Below are 14,837 nucleotides of genomic sequence, written 5' to 3' on the forward strand. Positions count from 1 at the left end.
CGACACCCTCGCTGCGGGGCGGCCCTTGCTTGGTGTCACTGGCTTGGTCCGCGCCAGCTTCATGGCGCCGCAGATAGTAAAAATCCCCGCCAGAGCGATCTGCGCGGGGATTTCTTATTGCTATGCATACCGAAGCTTATAGCGCTTATTAACAAATGATTTCAATAAAGAAGTTATCTGGGATCCCTAAAAATCAAGCGCAAGCAGCTTTCAATTCAATAGCACTCAGATTGGCGAAACCAAGGGCTTGCCATCCAGATGGCAGCGCATATTGGCGATGAAGCGGTCCACCGAGTTCTGCACCGCCTCGGGCGACCAGCCGCCCACATGGGGCGTCAGCACCACGGCGTCCAGAGCTATCAGTTCCTGCGGCGGCAGCGGCTCGCTTTCGTAGACATCCAGCCCGGCACCGGCCAGACGGCCTGCACGCACGGCTTCGGCCAGCGCTGCGGTATCAACCACCGAGCCGCGAGCGATATTCACCAGCACGCCTTTCTCGCCCAGCGCCTCGAGCACCTCGGCATTGATCAGATGGCGGGTGCCAGCGCCGCCGGGCGTGGCCACCAGCAGCACATCGGCCCAGGCGGCCAGCGCCAGCAGGTCGTCGAAGTACTGATGCTCGACGCCTTCGCGGGGCTTGCGATTGTGATAGCCGACGGGCATGTCGAAGGCGGCAGCGCGCCTGGCGATCTTGGCGCCGATCTGGCCCAGTCCCACGATGCCCAGGCGCTTGCCCGAGACATTGGCGGGCAGCGGCAGGGCCGAGCGCCAGATGCCGGCACGCGTGGCCTTGTCCAGCTTGACAATGCCGCGCACCGCTGCGATCAGCAGACCCATGGCGTGGTCGGCCACGCATTCGTCGTTGGTGCCCACGCCGTTGCCGACGGCAATCCCGTGCGCCTTGGCATGGGCCACATCGATGTTCTCGTAACCCGCGCCCATGGCGCAGACCAGCGAAAGCCCGGGCATGCGCTGCATCTGCGCGGCCGACAGACCCGTCGCGCCAATCGTGCACACGCATTGCACGCGCGCGCCGTGTGCGGCGATGGCGGCCTCGGCCTGATCGGCCTCGGGCGCATAGATCACATCAAAGTCGGCAAAGGTCTGCTCCATCTGCTGCAGATGGGCGGGGACCTGGAGGTTCAGAACTAGCAGGGCAGGCTTCATGGCGGGAACGCGGCGCTTTCATGGAAAACGCCTATTTTGAGCAGGCTGCGCCAGCCCTGCCCGCGCATGGTCAAAGCCTGCCCGATCCGCTGGTCACAGATCCAGCACCAGACGGCCGGACCTGGCACGCGAGCAGCAGGGCAGGAACTGGTCGTTGGCCGCCTGCTCGTCTTCGGTCAGATACATATCGCGGTGATCGGGCTGACCCGAGATGACCCGCGTCAGGCAGGTGCCGCAGACTCCCTGCTCGCACGAGGTCTGGACGCAGACGCCGATGGACTCCAGCGCCTGCACAACGGTCTGCGTCGGCGTGACACGCACCACCTGGCCGCTGCTGGCGACTTCCACCTCGAAGCTCTCGTCGTCGTCGCGGTGCTCCACTTCGGCGGCAAAGAACTCGTAGTGCAGCTGCTCGGCAGGCCAGCCCGCCGCTCGCGCCGTGTCGAGCACGGCGTCCATGAAGCCCTTGGGCCCGCACACATACAGATGCTGCCCCGGCTCTCTTTGCTGCAGCAATTCGCTCAAGCCCAGCGACGACTTTCCATTCACGTCATCCACATGGATCTGCGCCCTGGCAGCCCATTGCGCAGCCTCGATGGTCTGAGCAAACGCCATGCGCTCACGCGAGCGGCCACAGTAGTGCAAGGCGAAATCCGCACCGTCACGCGCCAACTTGCGCGCCATGGCCAGAATCGGCGTGATGCCTATGCCGCCTGCCAGCAGCAAATGCTTGCGGGCCGGCGCATGCAGCTCGAAATGGTTGCGCGGCAGGCTGATGGTGATCTGCTGGCCGGCCTGCAGCTGCTCGTGCACGGCCGCCGAGCCACCGCGCGAGGCGGGCTCGCGCAGCACGGCAATCACATAGCGATCCAGCTCGGCGGGATCGTTGCTCAGCGAGTACTGGCGCACCAGCCCTCCGGGCAGGTGCACATCGATGTGCGCACCCGCACTGAACGGCGCCAGACTGCTGCCTTCCAGTGCCCGCAATTCCAGGCTGCAGATACCGGCTGCCTGCTCCTGCTTGTGCGCAATGCGCACCTCGAACGTGGTTTCACTCTTCATCTTGGATACTTCTCTTTTGCTTGTGCGTCACTAGGCCACCGCCTGCGAGGCTTGCGCGCCGGCCTGGCGCAACCGCTCAATCACGCGCCGCGCACGGTTGGGGCCCACATCCACATGGATATCCACCACGGCGCGTGAACCAAACCGCTGCTGGTTGCGGAACTGGGCCTCGATGACCACCTTGTCTTCTTCGAAAGTAGCCGCCGTCTGATCGATCACCAGCTGTGTGGTGTCCTGCATCTGCGGATGCGGATTGGTCGCAATCGTCCAGAAGTAATGCGCGCTGGTCTCCGTCTCCGGCGTCACGCCGTGAAAGCCGCGCATATGGAATCCTTCGCGCTCCGGGTTGTCCAGTCTGTCCTGGCCCGCATCCATGGCACCGGTCCAGATACGCACATGCGAGGGGTGGAATTCCACCTCCTGCCAGCGGTCGATGCGGCCCTGAAAAGGCCAGGCCTGCGCATAGGTGGGCGGAGGATCGGAGTCCGGCATCCAGCGCACGACCTTCACGCTGTCCCCTTCCTGGCTGACCTTGAGATCCGCATTCATATGCACCCTGGCGTTGCCGCCGATGGTCTTGAGGTGCACATAGCCCAGATGGCTCAGATCCAGCAGGTTGTCGTGAATCAGCTGATACGGTGCGTCGTAGTGGTACACGCCGCCGCCAAAACGATATTGCGGGTCGCTGTGCACGGCATAGGCCGGCGGCTCCGTGCCCGGCACGGAATCCGGCGTCGCCCCCATCCAGATCCAGAGAATCTGGTCGCGCTCACGCAGCTCGAAGGACTTCACGCAGGCCTTGGCCGGAATCCGTTCCTGGCCCGGTATTTCCAGGCAGCGCCCCTCATGGCTGAAGAGCAGGCCATGGTAGCCACAGCGCAGACCCGCAGCTTCCACCGTGCCGCAGGACAGCGGCAGCTCGCGGTGGCAGCAGCGATCCTCAAGCGCCGCGACCCGGCCATCTTCCGTGCGGAACAAGACCACCGGCTGGCCCAGCAAGGTGCGCGCCACCGGCTGATCCTTCAGCTCCCAGGCAAATCCCGCCACATACCATTGATCCAGCGGAAAGGCTGGCGCGGCTGCGCTCATGGTTTGAGAAATCTGGTTCATCGAAGTCTCCCTGATCAATGGGCGGCCACTGTTTCGGACGCGGCCCGCCTGTGCGCGGCCTGCGGGCCGGCAATGCGGTGCATGGATACGATGACGGCCGCCAGGACAAACGCCATGCCATAACCCAGGTACAGCTGATCGGGCGACCAGGCCGCATCCAGCAGGCCGCCGGCCACCAGCGGCGACACAATTGCCCCGATGCGACCGATGCCTATGCCCCAGCCCACGCCGGTGGCACGCACATCGCTGCCGTAGACCACAGGCGCAATCGCATAGAGGCCAGCCACGCAGGCATTCACGAACACGCCAATCAGGAAGGCCAGCGTGTACGACATCCACAGCGCACCGGAGCTACCCACCAGAAAGCACAGCAGCACTGCCGTCACCAGCATGAAGACCGCCAGCGCACGGTGAATCGCAAAGCGCGCCGCCAGCAGGCCCAGCAAGGTCGCGCCCAGAATGCCGCCCAGGCTCAGCAGCACGCCCGTGGTCACGCCCTGCTCGGGCGTCAGGCCCGAGGCCGCCAGCAGCTTGGGAGTCCAGCTCATCACGAAATAAAAGCCGAACATCACCGAGAAGAAGGACAGCCAGACCAGCACCGTGGGGCGCAGCAGCTGGGGAGACAGCAGCTGCAAGGGGCCCATGCGCTTGCTCTCAGCGCTGCCTGCCATCACGGCCTGAGGCAGGGAACCCATTGCGGGCAGGCCCATCTTGCGGATCAGTGCATTGAGACGCTGCAGCGCATTGGCGGGCCGCTTGACCAGCAGAAAGTCCATGGACTCCGGCAAGGCAAACCAGGCCAGTACCAGCACCGCCAGCGTGGAGCAACCGCCGAACATGAAGACGGAACGCCAGCCATGGTGTGCGAGCAGCCAGACAGCGATACTGCCGCCAATGGTCGCGCCCAGCGCATAGCCGGTCGATTGCAGCGTGACCGCCAGACTGCGCCAGCGCAGCGAGGCATATTCGCTGGCAATCACATTGCTGCAAGCCAGAATGCCGCCCACGCCCAGGCCCGTGATCACGCGCAGCACCGCAAGCTGCGTGGGCGTCTGGCTCCAGGCCGAAGCCAGCATGCCCAGCCCGGACACGGCCAGGCACAGCAGGATCAGGGGACGGCGCCCCAGCTTGTCGGCCATGGGCGCCAGCAGCAGCGAACCCGCGGCCATGCCGAAGAGGCCAGCACTGAGCAAAAAGCCCAGCTCCGAGCCGCTGAGCTTCCAGTGCCCGGACACCGCCGAAGCCGTGAAGGCCATCACCAGCACGTCAAAACCATCAATCATGTTCAGGGCCATGCATACCGCGATGACCGACCATTGAAAGGTCGTCATGGGCCGCTGGTCCAGATGCGCGCGCAAATCCTGTTCCATCGTCGTCTCCTTGTTTTTTATCATTCATTCAGCATACTGAATCACATTCAGTTTACTGAATGAAGTTTTGATCCAGCACAAGTGGATTCCCTAGTCGTGCCGGTTCACAGCCGGCGCTGGCCGGCGTGATCGTGGTGAAGCCGCCGCGCCAGAACGGGCTGCTAGCCGTTGATCGCCGCTTGCTCGCCGGCTTCAGTGCTGTCGTGCAACTGCACGAACTTGCGCAGCAGACGCTTGAACTCCGCCTGCTCCTCGGGCTCCAGCGCGGAGAGCATGCGCTGCTGCAGCTCGTAGACATTGGGCACAAACGCGGCCAGCATGGCTTCGCCTTCGGTGGTCAGGCTCAAACGGCGCTGACGCCTTGGCAGCAGCTCCCGATGAATCCAGCCCTTGCTTTCCAGACGCGCAGCGATATCGGCCGTGGTCGAGTTGTCCAGTGCGACAAGACGCGCCAGCGTCACCTGGTCGATGCCAGGAGACTCTTGCAGCATGCGCAGGATGGCGTACTGAACCGGCGTCACATCGGGGCCCAGCACTTCTCGAAACAGCAGCGCAGCAATCTGCTGGGCTCGTCGAATCAGATGACCTGGCTGGTCGTAGAGATCCAGGGAAAGCGGGTTGGGTGTGGTGGGCGATTCCATGCAGCAGCGTAGCAAGGGCAGCGCGGCCTATGGACAGCGCTGACTCCGATTCGGGGAGCTGCAAGATTACTCCATCTACAGACATGATCTGCCCCTTCTGCCGCCGCTCAAGCCAGCGCCGCAACACCCGACTCGTTTTTCTCCTCGTCGATCAGGCGCTCGATGATCTTGCGCGACTGCACGCCGCCAGCATCGATATTGAGCTTGAGCAGCTGACGCTGCGGATAGTCCTCGAGGTTGCGCTGCTGCAGCTCCAGCATCTCCAGGTCTTCGCTGAAGATCTTGTGCTGGCCCTGCTTGATGGCCGCCGTCACCGATGCATCGCCGGGATTGAACTTGCGCGCCATGCCCCAGAAGTACCACATGCTGCCATCGGTCTCCGGAGTGATGAAGTCCACCACCATACTGTAGACCTTGTGCTCGTCCCCAGCGTCATAGCCGCCCTTGCCGGCATGTGCCACACCCACCTCGATCAGCACATGGCTGGGAGGGGTGAAGCGGCAGACCTGCCAGCGATCCACAGGCACGTCATCGGCCAGGCCATTGCTGCGCAATGCCATCTTCCAGAACGGAGGCGCCTCGATGTTCTCCATGAAGCGGCTGGTGACCACTTCGCTGTCGCCTAAGACTTCGGTCTTGCAGGGCGTCTCGTCGATCTCGGCCTGACCGATGCTGCTGGCATGCACATAGGTCTCATGGGTCAGGTCCATGAGGTTGTCGATCATCAGGCGATAGTCCGCCTTGATGTGGAACAGGCCGCCGTCATAGGCCCACTCGGGGTTGTCATGCCATTGCAGATCCGGGATCAGCGCCGCATCGGCCGCATCCTTGTCACCCGGCCAGACCCAGACAAAGCCGTAACGCTCTTCCACCGGATAGCTCTTGATGGCAGGAAAGCCGCGCACGCGCTGACCGGGCATGGCAACCGTCTTGCCGTCGCAGCCCATCTCCAGCCCGTGATAGCCGCAGACCAGCTTGCCTTCGCAGACTCGGCCCAGCGACAGCGGTGCACCGCGATGCGGGCAGAAGTCCTCGACGGCGGCCATCTTGCCTTCCAGGGCGCGGTAGAAAACCATGCGCTCACCACAGATCTGGCGCCCCAGCGGCTTGTCCGTGACTTCGGCCGCCGTGGCAGCGACATACCAGGTGTTGCGGGGATAAATGGCTTGTGCCTGATGGTTCATCGTGGATGTCTCCTTGTATTTATCGGTCGGGGGTTTTGATCCGGGCGCAGCCTACGGCGCGGCAGACCGGCCGTCAGCGGCTGGCGCGAATCAGTTGCGCACCGGGTACGCGCGTGGTCTCGGGCGAGCGCATGGCTTCGCGCAGATTGCGCCGTGCAATGCGCGAGTGCTCTTTCATCAGCGCCTCGGCACGCGCGCCTTCGCGGTGCTCGATGGCGTCAATCACTTCACGGTGCTGCTCCTGCGCGAGGATCAGGCTGCGAAGCGCGCGCGGAGACTCGGAGTCGGCCACCACAAAGCCCGAAGGGGATGCAAACGGCAGGCGTTTGACTCGCTCCAGTTCACGCTGCATGAAGCTGCTGCCCGACATCTCCAGCAGGATGTCGTGAAATTCGGAGTTCAAGGCCACATAGGCGGAAAACGCTTCGTCACCCCAGTTCTGGGCATCCAGCACACGGTCGATGGCATCCAGACAGCGCGCGGCTCGCGCCAGCAGGGCTTCATCCACCCCGCGCTCGGCCGCCATGCGCGCCGCCAGACCTTCCAGCGTGCCGCGCAGCTCGATGGCGTCCGACACATCGGCTTCGGACAGCACGCGCACCTTGTAGCCGCGCCCGCCCGCCGTGGCTTCCAGCATGCCCTCCTGCTCAAGCCGCATCAGCGCTGCACGTATGGGGGTGCGGGAGATACCCAGACGCTCGGCCAGCACCAGCTCGGAGATGCGCTCGCCAGCCGCCATCTCGCCGGCAAGAATCATTTCGCGCAGCTGCAGCTGCGCCTTCACGACCTGGGAATGGTTTTCTTCCGCTGCAACAGCGGTGGCAATGGAGGGTGGCATGTCTCGCGGGGTATTTAGTTCTTGGTAGACGGAAGAAATGTATACATAAAAATCAAAAAACAGCAATTTAATTGCCGTTTCAAGGGTAAACACCTAACAACATGTATACATCAAAGCGAAACCGTCAAAAAGAAAGCCACCCGAGGGTGGCTTATCAAACGTCCGGCGAAGTTGACCGTGCTCAGGCGGGAATCTCCGATGACTCCGCCTGGTTGAGCTGCATATTCCACATGCTGGAGTAACGCCCTCCGGCGGCCAGCAGCTCCTCGTGCGTGCCACGCTCGATGATGCGGCCGCTGTCCATGACCAGGATTTCATGCGCTTCGACCACGGTGGACAGGCGGTGGGCAATGACCAGCGAGGTCTTGCCCTGCGCTGCGCTGCGCAGCTCGTTCTGGATGGCGCGCTCGTTGGCGCTGTCCAGCGCAGAAGTCGCTTCGTCGAAGATCAGGATCGGCGGATTCTTGAGCAGGGTGCGCGCGATGGCCACACGCTGCTTTTCACCGCCCGAGAGCTTGAGGCCGCGCTCGCCCACACGCGTGGCATAGCCCTGGGGCGTGCGCTCGATGAAGTCATGGATGCGTGCAGCCTTGGCCGCTGCAACCACCTGCTCCTGCGTGGCGCCCGGTTGCCCATAGGCGATGTTGTAGGCCACCGTGTCGTTGAACAGCACCGTGTCTTGCGGAACAATGCCCACGCAGTGGCGCACGCTGCTCTGGGTCACCGTGCGGATGTCCTGCCCGGCAATGCGCACATGGCCGCCCTGCACGTCATAGAAGCGAAACAGCAGACGCGCCAGCGTACTCTTGCCCGAACCCGAGGGGCCGACCACGGCCACGGTCTTGCCCGCAGGAATGGTGAAGCTCACATCGTGCAATATGGGCCGCGCGCTATCGTAGGCGAACTGAACGTTCTCAAAGCGCACTTCGGGCGGCGGATTGTCGATCCGCAAGGGCTGGGCGCCAGGTGCATCGGCCACTTCGCGCTCCTTGTCCATGAGCGTGAACATGCGGTTCAGGTCGGTCAGGCTCTGCTTGATCTCTCGGTAGATCACACCCAGGAAATTCAGCGGGATGTAGAGCTGAATCATGAAGGCATTGATCATGACCAGATCGCCCAGCGTCAGCCTGCCGTCGACCACGCCCTGCGTGGCCCGCCACAGAATGGCCACCAGCGCAGCACCGATGATGAGTTGCTGGCCGCAGTTGAGCATGGACAGCGTGGTCTGGCTCTTGAGCCGCACGCGGCGCAGGTTCTCGAGGTTCTCGTCATAGCGCGCGGACTCGAACTGCTCGTTGTTGAAGTACTTGACGGTCTCGTAATTGAGCAGGGAATCGATGGCCTTGGTATGGGCCGCCGACTCCTGGGCATTGGCCTCTTTCCTGAAGCGGGTGCGCCATTCCGTCACGGTGACCGTGAAGCCGATATAGAACACCAGCGCCGCCAGCGTGATGACGGCAAACCAGATGTCGAAACGAACGGCCAGAATGCCTAGCACCAGCGCCATTTCAATCAACGTGGGCAGGATGGAGTAGAGCGAATACGAGATCAGCGACTCGGTGCTGCGCACGCCGCGCTCGATGTCGCGCGTCATGCCTCCGGTCTGGCGCTCCAGATGAAAGCGCAGGCTCAGCGCATGCAGATGCTCGAAGGTCGACAGCGCGATCGAGCGCGATGCCCCTTGCGTGGCCTTGGAAAAGACCAGATCCCGCAGCTCGGTGAACATGGTGGAGGAAAAGCGCAGCAGTCCATAAGCCGCCAGCAAACCCACTGGGACCACCAGCACCGCCTGGGCCTGCCCGGGTTTGATATCCAACGCATCGACCAGATGCTTGAGCAAGATGGGCACGCCCACATTGGCCAGCTTGGCGCAGATCATGAACACCAGCGCCGCCAGCGCATGCCATTTGTAGCGCCAGATATAAGGAAAGAGGCGACGCAGCGTAGCGCCGTCTGATTGGTTTGCCGCTACTGCGGCTTCTTCTGGGGTTGCAGGTAACTGTGAACGCATTGTGGGGCTGTGTCGCCCTGCAGGCAGTCGGAGCCGCGGTAGAGGGCGTCTATTTCTATGACGGGAATCTGGGAACCTGCGAATTCTGCCTGTCCCGTCACTTTTGCGCTCACCCAGACCAGGGTGAAGGGCTGCAGCAACTGTCTGTCATACGGGCCAGCACCGCAGGCTTGGAAAAAGCTGGCCTCTCGTGGCCAGGACAGAAAACCCTGTTCACTGAACTCGGCATGCAGCACAACCATGCAATCGCGCTGCTCGCCGACCGACTCTATGGTGCGCAACCCGCCAGCCCAGCAGACACGCGCATTCAGTGCACCGGCCTGCAAAGCCTGCCGCGGAGACAGCTCGGTGAACGGCCCCGCCAGAGCCGCCGCACCGGTCAAGGGTTCCGGATGACAAGAGGGCTGCACGGCCTGCACAAGCGGCTTGAGCGACGTTGCAGATGTCACATCGTCTCTGCCCGATACTGGGGCTTTTACCGGATGGCTGCCGCAGGCCGCCAGCACGACACTCAGGCATCCACAGATCCACCACAAACACCGTCCCATAGTTACCCCCTACTTACTTGCCCGAACCGTCGTTAGTGGCTTTCTCCCGCCAACATGGTAGAAACCCGATGTTGAGGGACAATTCAATCTTTCCATTCGTGTCACAGATTTCCATGCCTCCCCGTTCGCCCGACCTTCCCAGCGTTGCCCTGCCCGCCGACAAGGAACTGGTCCTCAAAGTCGTGCCCATGCCTGCCGATGTCAATGCCAATGGCGACATCTTCGGTGGCTGGGTCATGGCGCAGGTGGACCTGGCCGGCTCGGTGCTGCCTCAGCGCATCAGCCATACCCGCATGGTGACCGTGGCCGTCAACGAGTTCATCTTCAAGCAGCCCGTGCGCGTGGGCGACATTCTGTCCTTTTACGCCGGCGTGCAGCATGTGGGTCGCACCTCGGTCGCCGTGGATGTGGAAGTCTTTGCCGAGCGCTTTTCCGACCAGGGCAAATATGTGAAGGTGACCGAGGCCCGCCTGACCTATGTGGCCATTGATGCCACCGGCAAGCCCCAGTCTCTGCCGGATACCGAGCAGACGCGCGCCTGGCGTGAAAAGATCCAGGCTCAGGCGGCCGCCAAGAGCTGATCCATGCCATCGAGCATGAAAAAAGCGACCTCTGAAGGTCGCTTTTTTCATGGGCTGTGCGCAGAGATTCAGGCGACTGCTGCACTACCCGTGGTTTCACTGCTGCTGGCCGCAGCCGTCGCCGTGCTGCTGCCGGCACTGCTCTTGCTCCAGGCGGAAGCGGAGGCATTGCTGGAACTGCTGGTGCCGGAACGGGTTCCTGCTTCGATCTGCCCCGTCAACTCGCCCCCCTCTTCGATCACCACCTTGCCATAGCGGATCGTGCCGCTGACCTTGCCGGAGCCATAGATCACCAGCTTTTCGCGCACCGTGAGAGTGCCGTCGAACTTGCCGTGGATTTCTGCGATATCGATCTCGGCCGTGCCGTGAAACGCCCCCTGCTCGGCAATCTTGATGACGCGGGAGTTCATGGTCGCCTCGACCGTTCCTTCCACTACCAAGGTATCGCAGTCCGTGATTTCCACGCCCTTGAGCTTGATGTTCGGGCCGACGGTCAGCTTGCTGCCACCGTTTTCCTCCGCAAGAGGCGCGGTGGGAGCTGCAGTCGCAGCCGCACGCATGGTGCTCGATGATGCCGTGCCAAGACCCGCGTTACTCAGAGAGCTGGCGCCAGATGTCGCAGCGGTATTCGCTGTCGAAAGCCCGGTGACGGAACTGCGTGAAGGAAAGCTATCGTTTTCGCGTTTGCCGAAGAACGGGTTTTGCACAGCCATGGCGGGAATCTCCTAGTCAGAAAGTGCCATCCTATGCAGCATAAGTAGCAACATTTACCGTCATCTCGCAATAACGGTAAGCAAAGCTTTCACAAGTTTCAGTTACTTGCATGCATTGCCTGATCTCACACAATGAAAGATTTGGCAGCATCCGGGCAAGCGTTCACTTGCCCGCCTTTGCAGCACTTTTTGCTGTCAGTCCATATTTCGCTGGCGCTCTACGATCTCGTTTCAGAGATCGTCAAGAGACGATATAGGCCGCGGTGCCGGTAGAGAGCAGCTCGCCATCCACCGACAGAAACTCCATCTGAGTGTTCGCCACCCGCGAGCCAAGGCGCAGCACTCTGGCAGTGAGCAGAAATTCCTTGCCGATGCCGGGGCGCATGTAGTCCACACGCAGATCGATTGTGCCCAGCCGGGAAAAACGATGCAGCCTTTGCGCGGGCGTATCGTCCATATGCTTGGCCGCAATGGCCGCCATCACAGCCAGCCCGCCCATGGAGTCCAGGCCGGCGCTGATCACGCCGCCATGAATGCGCTGGTAGGCCGAATGCCCGATCAGATCAGGTCGCATGGCGATATGTCCCTGCACCAGCGTGGGCGTGATCTCGCTGATCTTCAAACCGATCGTCTGGTTGAAGGCCACGCGCGTTTCAAAGATCTCGCGCAAGCCGGAGATGAACTCAGGCTCGAACTGCACGGACTCGGAAATTTCCTGCGCTGAATGACGGGACGGTACGGACCTGGATGTCATAGGCAACCCTGAAAAGAGGTCAAAGAAAAATCGCCCGGCAAGGGGCGATTCTCAGATCGGCACTGGTGCAAGCTGGCGAAACTGGCCTGGATTCGACACATGCCGAAATCCGGATGGCACTTTGGGTAAAAACGCCACCCATCGCTGCGCTCGCCTTGCTGCCGCAATGTCTGACTTCAGCACTGGCTGAAGTCAGGGTGGCGTTTTTCCATGAAGGCCGTCAGTGCTTCCTTGGCCGCAGGCTCGCGCAGCATGCGGGCGAAGACCGCGCCTTCTTCCACGATACGCTCGCCCACTGCCTTGGCCTGACCGCCCTTCATCAGGCGCTTGGTCTCGATCAGCGAGGACAGGGGCTTGCGCGCCAGCTTCCTGGCCTGGGCCTGTGCCATGGCATTGCATTCGCTGGGCGGCACCACGCGGTTGATCAGGCCCACCTCCAGCGCTGCTTCTGCCATGAAGGGCTCGCCCAGCAGCAGGGCTTCGGCGGCGCGGTGATAACCCAGCATCTGGGGCAGAAGCAGGCTGGATGCCGCTTCGGGGCATACGCCCAGGTTGATGAAGGGCAGCGAGAATGCGGCGTTGTCGCCGGCATAGACCAGATCGCAGTGCAGCAGCAGCGTGGTGCCAATGCCCACGGCCGGACCACAGACCGCCGCAATCAGCGGCTTGGGAAAGGCCGAGACTTCCTGCAGGAAACGCCACACAGGGGCATCGGCACCCATGGCACCGGGGGTTGAGGCCTGCTTCAGGAAGTCCGCAATATCGTTGCCTGCGCTGAAGATGGCGATGTCGCCCTGAAACACCACCACGCGCACACCTGCGTCGACCTTGGCGGCGGCCAATGCATCCGCCATCTGGGTGTACATGGCCTCGGTGAAGGAGTTCTTCTTCGCCGCACGGTTGAAGGTGATGGTGCACACGCCCTCTTCGGTGTGTACCAGGATGTCCTGGGTGTCGCTCATGGTCTTGCCTTGTGAATGATGTGAACAGCTTGCCGGTTTCGGCGCGCTATTCCTTGTAGTAAACAATCTGGTGGCTGGTCGCCAGCATCTGACCGGACTGGCTCCACAGTTGGGCCGTCTGGTCAAAAAAGCCATTGCGGAACTCCTGCCCGCGCGCCTGCGCCAGCAGCAATCCGTCACCTGCTGCAGCCAGCTCCTCGCGTCCGGCATGGAAGTAGACAGTGATGGACACCGTACCCGCCGGCACGCGCTTGGCGCGGCGCAACCACGCCCGTGGAAAGAACACATCGGAGACTGCAGCCAGCGACGCGAAATCCAGCGGACGCGGCGGATTGTCCCTCACCCAGAGTCGCGTCAGACTGTCGCGCTCGGCCCCGTCCTCATCACGCGGCAGGATTCCATCCACAAATCGCATCTCATAGCGGGTCAGCCACTCGGAAGCCTTGAACAGCGGCGGCACGCGCGGCACCTCGGCTGCAGCCTGAACCTCGGGCATGGGCATATCGCTGACGCTCCAGGTCTGACGGCGTACCGCCGTCACGGCCGTGGCCGTGGTCACGACCTGAGGCTGGCCCTGGGCATCGGGCTGGGTGATCGTCAGCAGCCAGTGCTGGGTGGAGCGGTTGGTACGCACCGGGTTGGCGTCGATCTCAAACGTACCCGGCCCCACGGCTGCCGCATAGTTGACGGTGATGGACAGCGGATCGCCCAGACACTGAGGGTGTTGCTGAATGGCCTGTACCAGGCTGGCCGCCGTGATGCCGCCGTAAGGGCCGACCATATTCCAGTAATCGGGCGAAGCCGTTCCCTGGTACTGATTGGGCACGCCCGTAGCGCTCAGCGCCACGGCACGATCAAAGGGGTGGAGGTCTGTGCTCATGATTGGCAGTGTTGCCCAAGGGCGGGAATGAAAGCCGTCAAACAGGTGACTCAAGCGGCCCGAACAAGGGTTTGCCTGGGCCACGGTCACCGTCGCGCCAGCTCTGCAGCAAGGGCAACAGGGGCTGCCACAGTAGCTCACGCATCTCTTCCTTGAAATACCCCAGATGGCCTATGCGTCCGGAAGGAGCCAGGCCCGGATCGACACGCTCCAGCGTGCTGGGCGCACTTTTGTACCAGCCCACCAGCGCTTGCACGCTGGCCAGCGACATCATTTCGTCATCCTCGAAATACAGCGCATGCAAGGGGTAACGGGCTGCCGCATAGGCCTCGGCCGCCCAGCGCCCCTCCGCCCCCATGGCGTACAGAGGATTCAGGCACCAGCGACGCCATTGCCAGATCACGCCTGCCGGCAGATCGCCCACAATGCCCAGCTTGCGCCCCGGAAACGCGCCGTACAAAGCAGTGACCAGCGGAGCGACGCCCCACCAGAACAGCCTGATCATGCGCTTGGTTGGCGCCGCGTTGTCGCGCCAATAACCGCTGCCGCTGCCCACGGACAGCAAGCCGTTGATGGGCAGGGGAATGGAAGCCAGGCCCGGCAATTGCGAGCCCACGCTATGGCCGATCCAGATCAGCGGCTGCTGGGGAAACTGCTGCTTGAGATGCGCTGCCACCAGTTCGCAGTCCTTGGCCCAGTCCAGCAGGTCGGCCCTGGCGTCGCGCAGCGCCACCTGCAACGACAGGCCATGGCCACGGTAGTCGAAGGTGGTGACGCCATAGCCCTGCTCCGCCAGCCAGCGGGCAAAGGCCTGGTAGTAGCTTTGCTGCACGCCCATGGCGCCAGCCACCACCACCTGCGCCAGCGGCGCTGCCGCCCTGGGCTGACACTGGCGCAGCACCAGATGGGCCGAACCCACGGAGATGGGCAAGGCCATCTCCGTCCATTGCACGGCGGCTTGCGCCGGAGCTTGCACGGAGGCTTGCGACTGGGCGGTCTGCATGGCGGCTGCGGCG

15 protein-coding genes are annotated in these 14,837 nt (G+C 62.7%); 1 reads left to right on the top strand and 14 read right to left on the bottom strand.

The genetic code is table 11. From position 1 onward, the window contains the following. Window positions 1-225: 225 nt before the first annotated feature. The 9 genes from CTR2_RS24345 to CTR2_RS24385 form a co-directional block, all read right to left on the bottom strand. Window positions 226-1,167, bottom strand: coding sequence for a 2-hydroxyacid dehydrogenase (locus tag CTR2_RS24345; protein WP_087080324.1), 942 nt, complete (start codon window positions 1,165-1,167; stop codon window positions 226-228). 93 nt (window positions 1,168-1,260) lie between these two features. Next, window positions 1,261-2,229, bottom strand: a complete 969-nt coding sequence (locus CTR2_RS24350) for a PDR/VanB family oxidoreductase (protein ID WP_087080322.1) — start codon at window positions 2,227-2,229, stop codon at window positions 1,261-1,263. A 30-nt stretch (window positions 2,230-2,259) separates the two neighbouring features. Then, entirely contained in the window at window positions 2,260-3,339 is a 1,080-nt protein-coding gene (locus CTR2_RS24355; RefSeq protein ID WP_087080320.1) for a Rieske 2Fe-2S domain-containing protein, read from the bottom strand. 14 nt (window positions 3,340-3,353) lie between these two features. Then, a complete protein-coding gene (locus CTR2_RS24360; RefSeq protein WP_087080318.1) occupies window positions 3,354-4,709 on the bottom strand; it encodes an MFS transporter in 1,356 nt (451 codons plus the stop codon). Between the two features lie 161 nt (window positions 4,710-4,870). Beyond that, window positions 4,871-5,350 carry a MarR family winged helix-turn-helix transcriptional regulator gene (locus CTR2_RS24365; protein ID WP_003081275.1) on the bottom strand — a complete coding sequence of 160 codons (480 nt, stop codon included), beginning with the start codon at window positions 5,348-5,350 and terminating at the stop codon, window positions 4,871-4,873. A 107-nt stretch (window positions 5,351-5,457) separates the two neighbouring features. Next, window positions 5,458-6,534, bottom strand: a complete 1,077-nt coding sequence (locus CTR2_RS24370) for an aromatic ring-hydroxylating dioxygenase subunit alpha (protein ID WP_087080316.1) — start codon at window positions 6,532-6,534, stop codon at window positions 5,458-5,460. A 73-nt stretch (window positions 6,535-6,607) separates the two neighbouring features. After that, entirely contained in the window at window positions 6,608-7,372 is a 765-nt protein-coding gene (locus CTR2_RS24375) for a GntR family transcriptional regulator (RefSeq protein ID WP_087084429.1), read from the bottom strand. A gap of 181 nt (window positions 7,373-7,553) precedes the next feature. After that, window positions 7,554-9,383 (bottom strand): ABCB family ABC transporter ATP-binding protein/permease, encoded by a 1,830-nt coding sequence (locus CTR2_RS24380; protein WP_087080314.1) that lies wholly within the window; start codon window positions 9,381-9,383, stop codon window positions 7,554-7,556. Continuing rightward, complete coding sequence (locus CTR2_RS24385; protein ID WP_176391578.1) at window positions 9,341-9,832, bottom strand: hypothetical protein; 492 nt, start codon at window positions 9,830-9,832, stop codon at window positions 9,341-9,343. The genes CTR2_RS24380 and CTR2_RS24385 overlap by 43 nt, the downstream gene beginning before the upstream one ends. Window positions 9,833-10,044: 212 nt before the next feature. Here CTR2_RS24385 and CTR2_RS24390 point away from each other — a divergent pair, with 212 nt between their 5' ends. Beyond that, window positions 10,045-10,512, top strand: a complete 468-nt coding sequence (locus CTR2_RS24390; RefSeq protein WP_029158370.1) for an acyl-CoA thioesterase — start codon at window positions 10,045-10,047, stop codon at window positions 10,510-10,512. Window positions 10,513-10,580: 68 nt separating this feature from the next. Here the strand turns inward: CTR2_RS24390 and CTR2_RS24395 are convergent, their stop codons facing one another. The 5 genes from CTR2_RS24395 to CTR2_RS24415 form a co-directional block, all read right to left on the bottom strand. Next, complete coding sequence (locus CTR2_RS24395) at window positions 10,581-11,225, bottom strand: bactofilin family protein (protein ID WP_087080312.1); 645 nt, start codon at window positions 11,223-11,225, stop codon at window positions 10,581-10,583. 241 nt (window positions 11,226-11,466) lie between these two features. After that, window positions 11,467-11,979: a thioesterase family protein gene (locus CTR2_RS24400; protein ID WP_087080310.1), complete on the bottom strand. Its 513-nt coding sequence runs from the start codon at window positions 11,977-11,979 to the stop codon at window positions 11,467-11,469. A 176-nt stretch (window positions 11,980-12,155) separates the two neighbouring features. Then, window positions 12,156-12,941: an enoyl-CoA hydratase gene (locus tag CTR2_RS24405; RefSeq protein WP_087080308.1), complete on the bottom strand. Its 786-nt coding sequence runs from the start codon at window positions 12,939-12,941 to the stop codon at window positions 12,156-12,158. A gap of 46 nt (window positions 12,942-12,987) precedes the next feature. Continuing rightward, window positions 12,988-13,821 carry an acyl-CoA thioesterase gene (locus CTR2_RS24410; RefSeq protein WP_087080306.1) on the bottom strand — a complete coding sequence of 278 codons (834 nt, stop codon included), beginning with the start codon at window positions 13,819-13,821 and terminating at the stop codon, window positions 12,988-12,990. Window positions 13,822-13,858: 37 nt separating this feature from the next. Next, on the bottom strand, window positions 13,859-14,824 hold the full coding sequence (locus CTR2_RS24415; protein WP_087080304.1) for an alpha/beta hydrolase family protein: 966 nt from the start codon (window positions 14,822-14,824) through the stop codon (window positions 13,859-13,861). Between the last annotated feature and the right edge of the window lie 13 nt (window positions 14,825-14,837).

The organism is Comamonas thiooxydans, assembly GCF_002157685.2.
In the GTDB taxonomy this organism is placed as follows: domain Bacteria; phylum Pseudomonadota; class Gammaproteobacteria; order Burkholderiales; family Burkholderiaceae_C; genus Comamonas; species Comamonas testosteroni_H.

Excerpts from the sequence above, each read along its gene's own strand:
- CTR2_RS24345 (WP_087080324.1), bottom strand. The coding sequence starts at position 1,167 with ATGAAGCCTGCCCTGCTAGTTCTGAACCTCCAGGTCCCCGCCCATCTG.
- CTR2_RS24350 (WP_087080322.1), bottom strand. The coding sequence starts at position 2,229 with ATGAAGAGTGAAACCACGTTCGAGGTGCGCATTGCGCACAAGCAGGAG.
- CTR2_RS24355 (WP_087080320.1), bottom strand. The coding sequence starts at position 3,339 with ATGAACCAGATTTCTCAAACCATGAGCGCAGCCGCGCCAGCCTTTCCG.
- CTR2_RS24360 (WP_087080318.1), bottom strand. The coding sequence starts at position 4,709 with ATGGAACAGGATTTGCGCGCGCATCTGGACCAGCGGCCCATGACGACC.
- CTR2_RS24365 (WP_003081275.1), bottom strand. The coding sequence starts at position 5,350 with ATGGAATCGCCCACCACACCCAACCCGCTTTCCCTGGATCTCTACGAC.
- CTR2_RS24370 (WP_087080316.1), bottom strand. The coding sequence starts at position 6,534 with ATGAACCATCAGGCACAAGCCATTTATCCCCGCAACACCTGGTATGTC.
- CTR2_RS24375 (WP_087084429.1), bottom strand. The coding sequence starts at position 7,372 with ATGCCACCCTCCATTGCCACCGCTGTTGCAGCGGAAGAAAACCATTCC.
- CTR2_RS24380 (WP_087080314.1), bottom strand. The coding sequence starts at position 9,383 with ATGCGTTCACAGTTACCTGCAACCCCAGAAGAAGCCGCAGTAGCGGCA.
- CTR2_RS24390 (WP_029158370.1), top strand. The coding sequence starts at position 10,045 with ATGCCTCCCCGTTCGCCCGACCTTCCCAGCGTTGCCCTGCCCGCCGAC.
- CTR2_RS24395 (WP_087080312.1), bottom strand. The coding sequence starts at position 11,225 with ATGGCTGTGCAAAACCCGTTCTTCGGCAAACGCGAAAACGATAGCTTT.
- CTR2_RS24400 (WP_087080310.1), bottom strand. The coding sequence starts at position 11,979 with ATGACATCCAGGTCCGTACCGTCCCGTCATTCAGCGCAGGAAATTTCC.
- CTR2_RS24405 (WP_087080308.1), bottom strand. The coding sequence starts at position 12,941 with ATGAGCGACACCCAGGACATCCTGGTACACACCGAAGAGGGCGTGTGC.
- CTR2_RS24410 (WP_087080306.1), bottom strand. The coding sequence starts at position 13,821 with ATGAGCACAGACCTCCACCCCTTTGATCGTGCCGTGGCGCTGAGCGCT.
- CTR2_RS24415 (WP_087080304.1), bottom strand. The coding sequence starts at position 14,824 with ATGCAGACCGCCCAGTCGCAAGCCTCCGTGCAAGCTCCGGCGCAAGCC.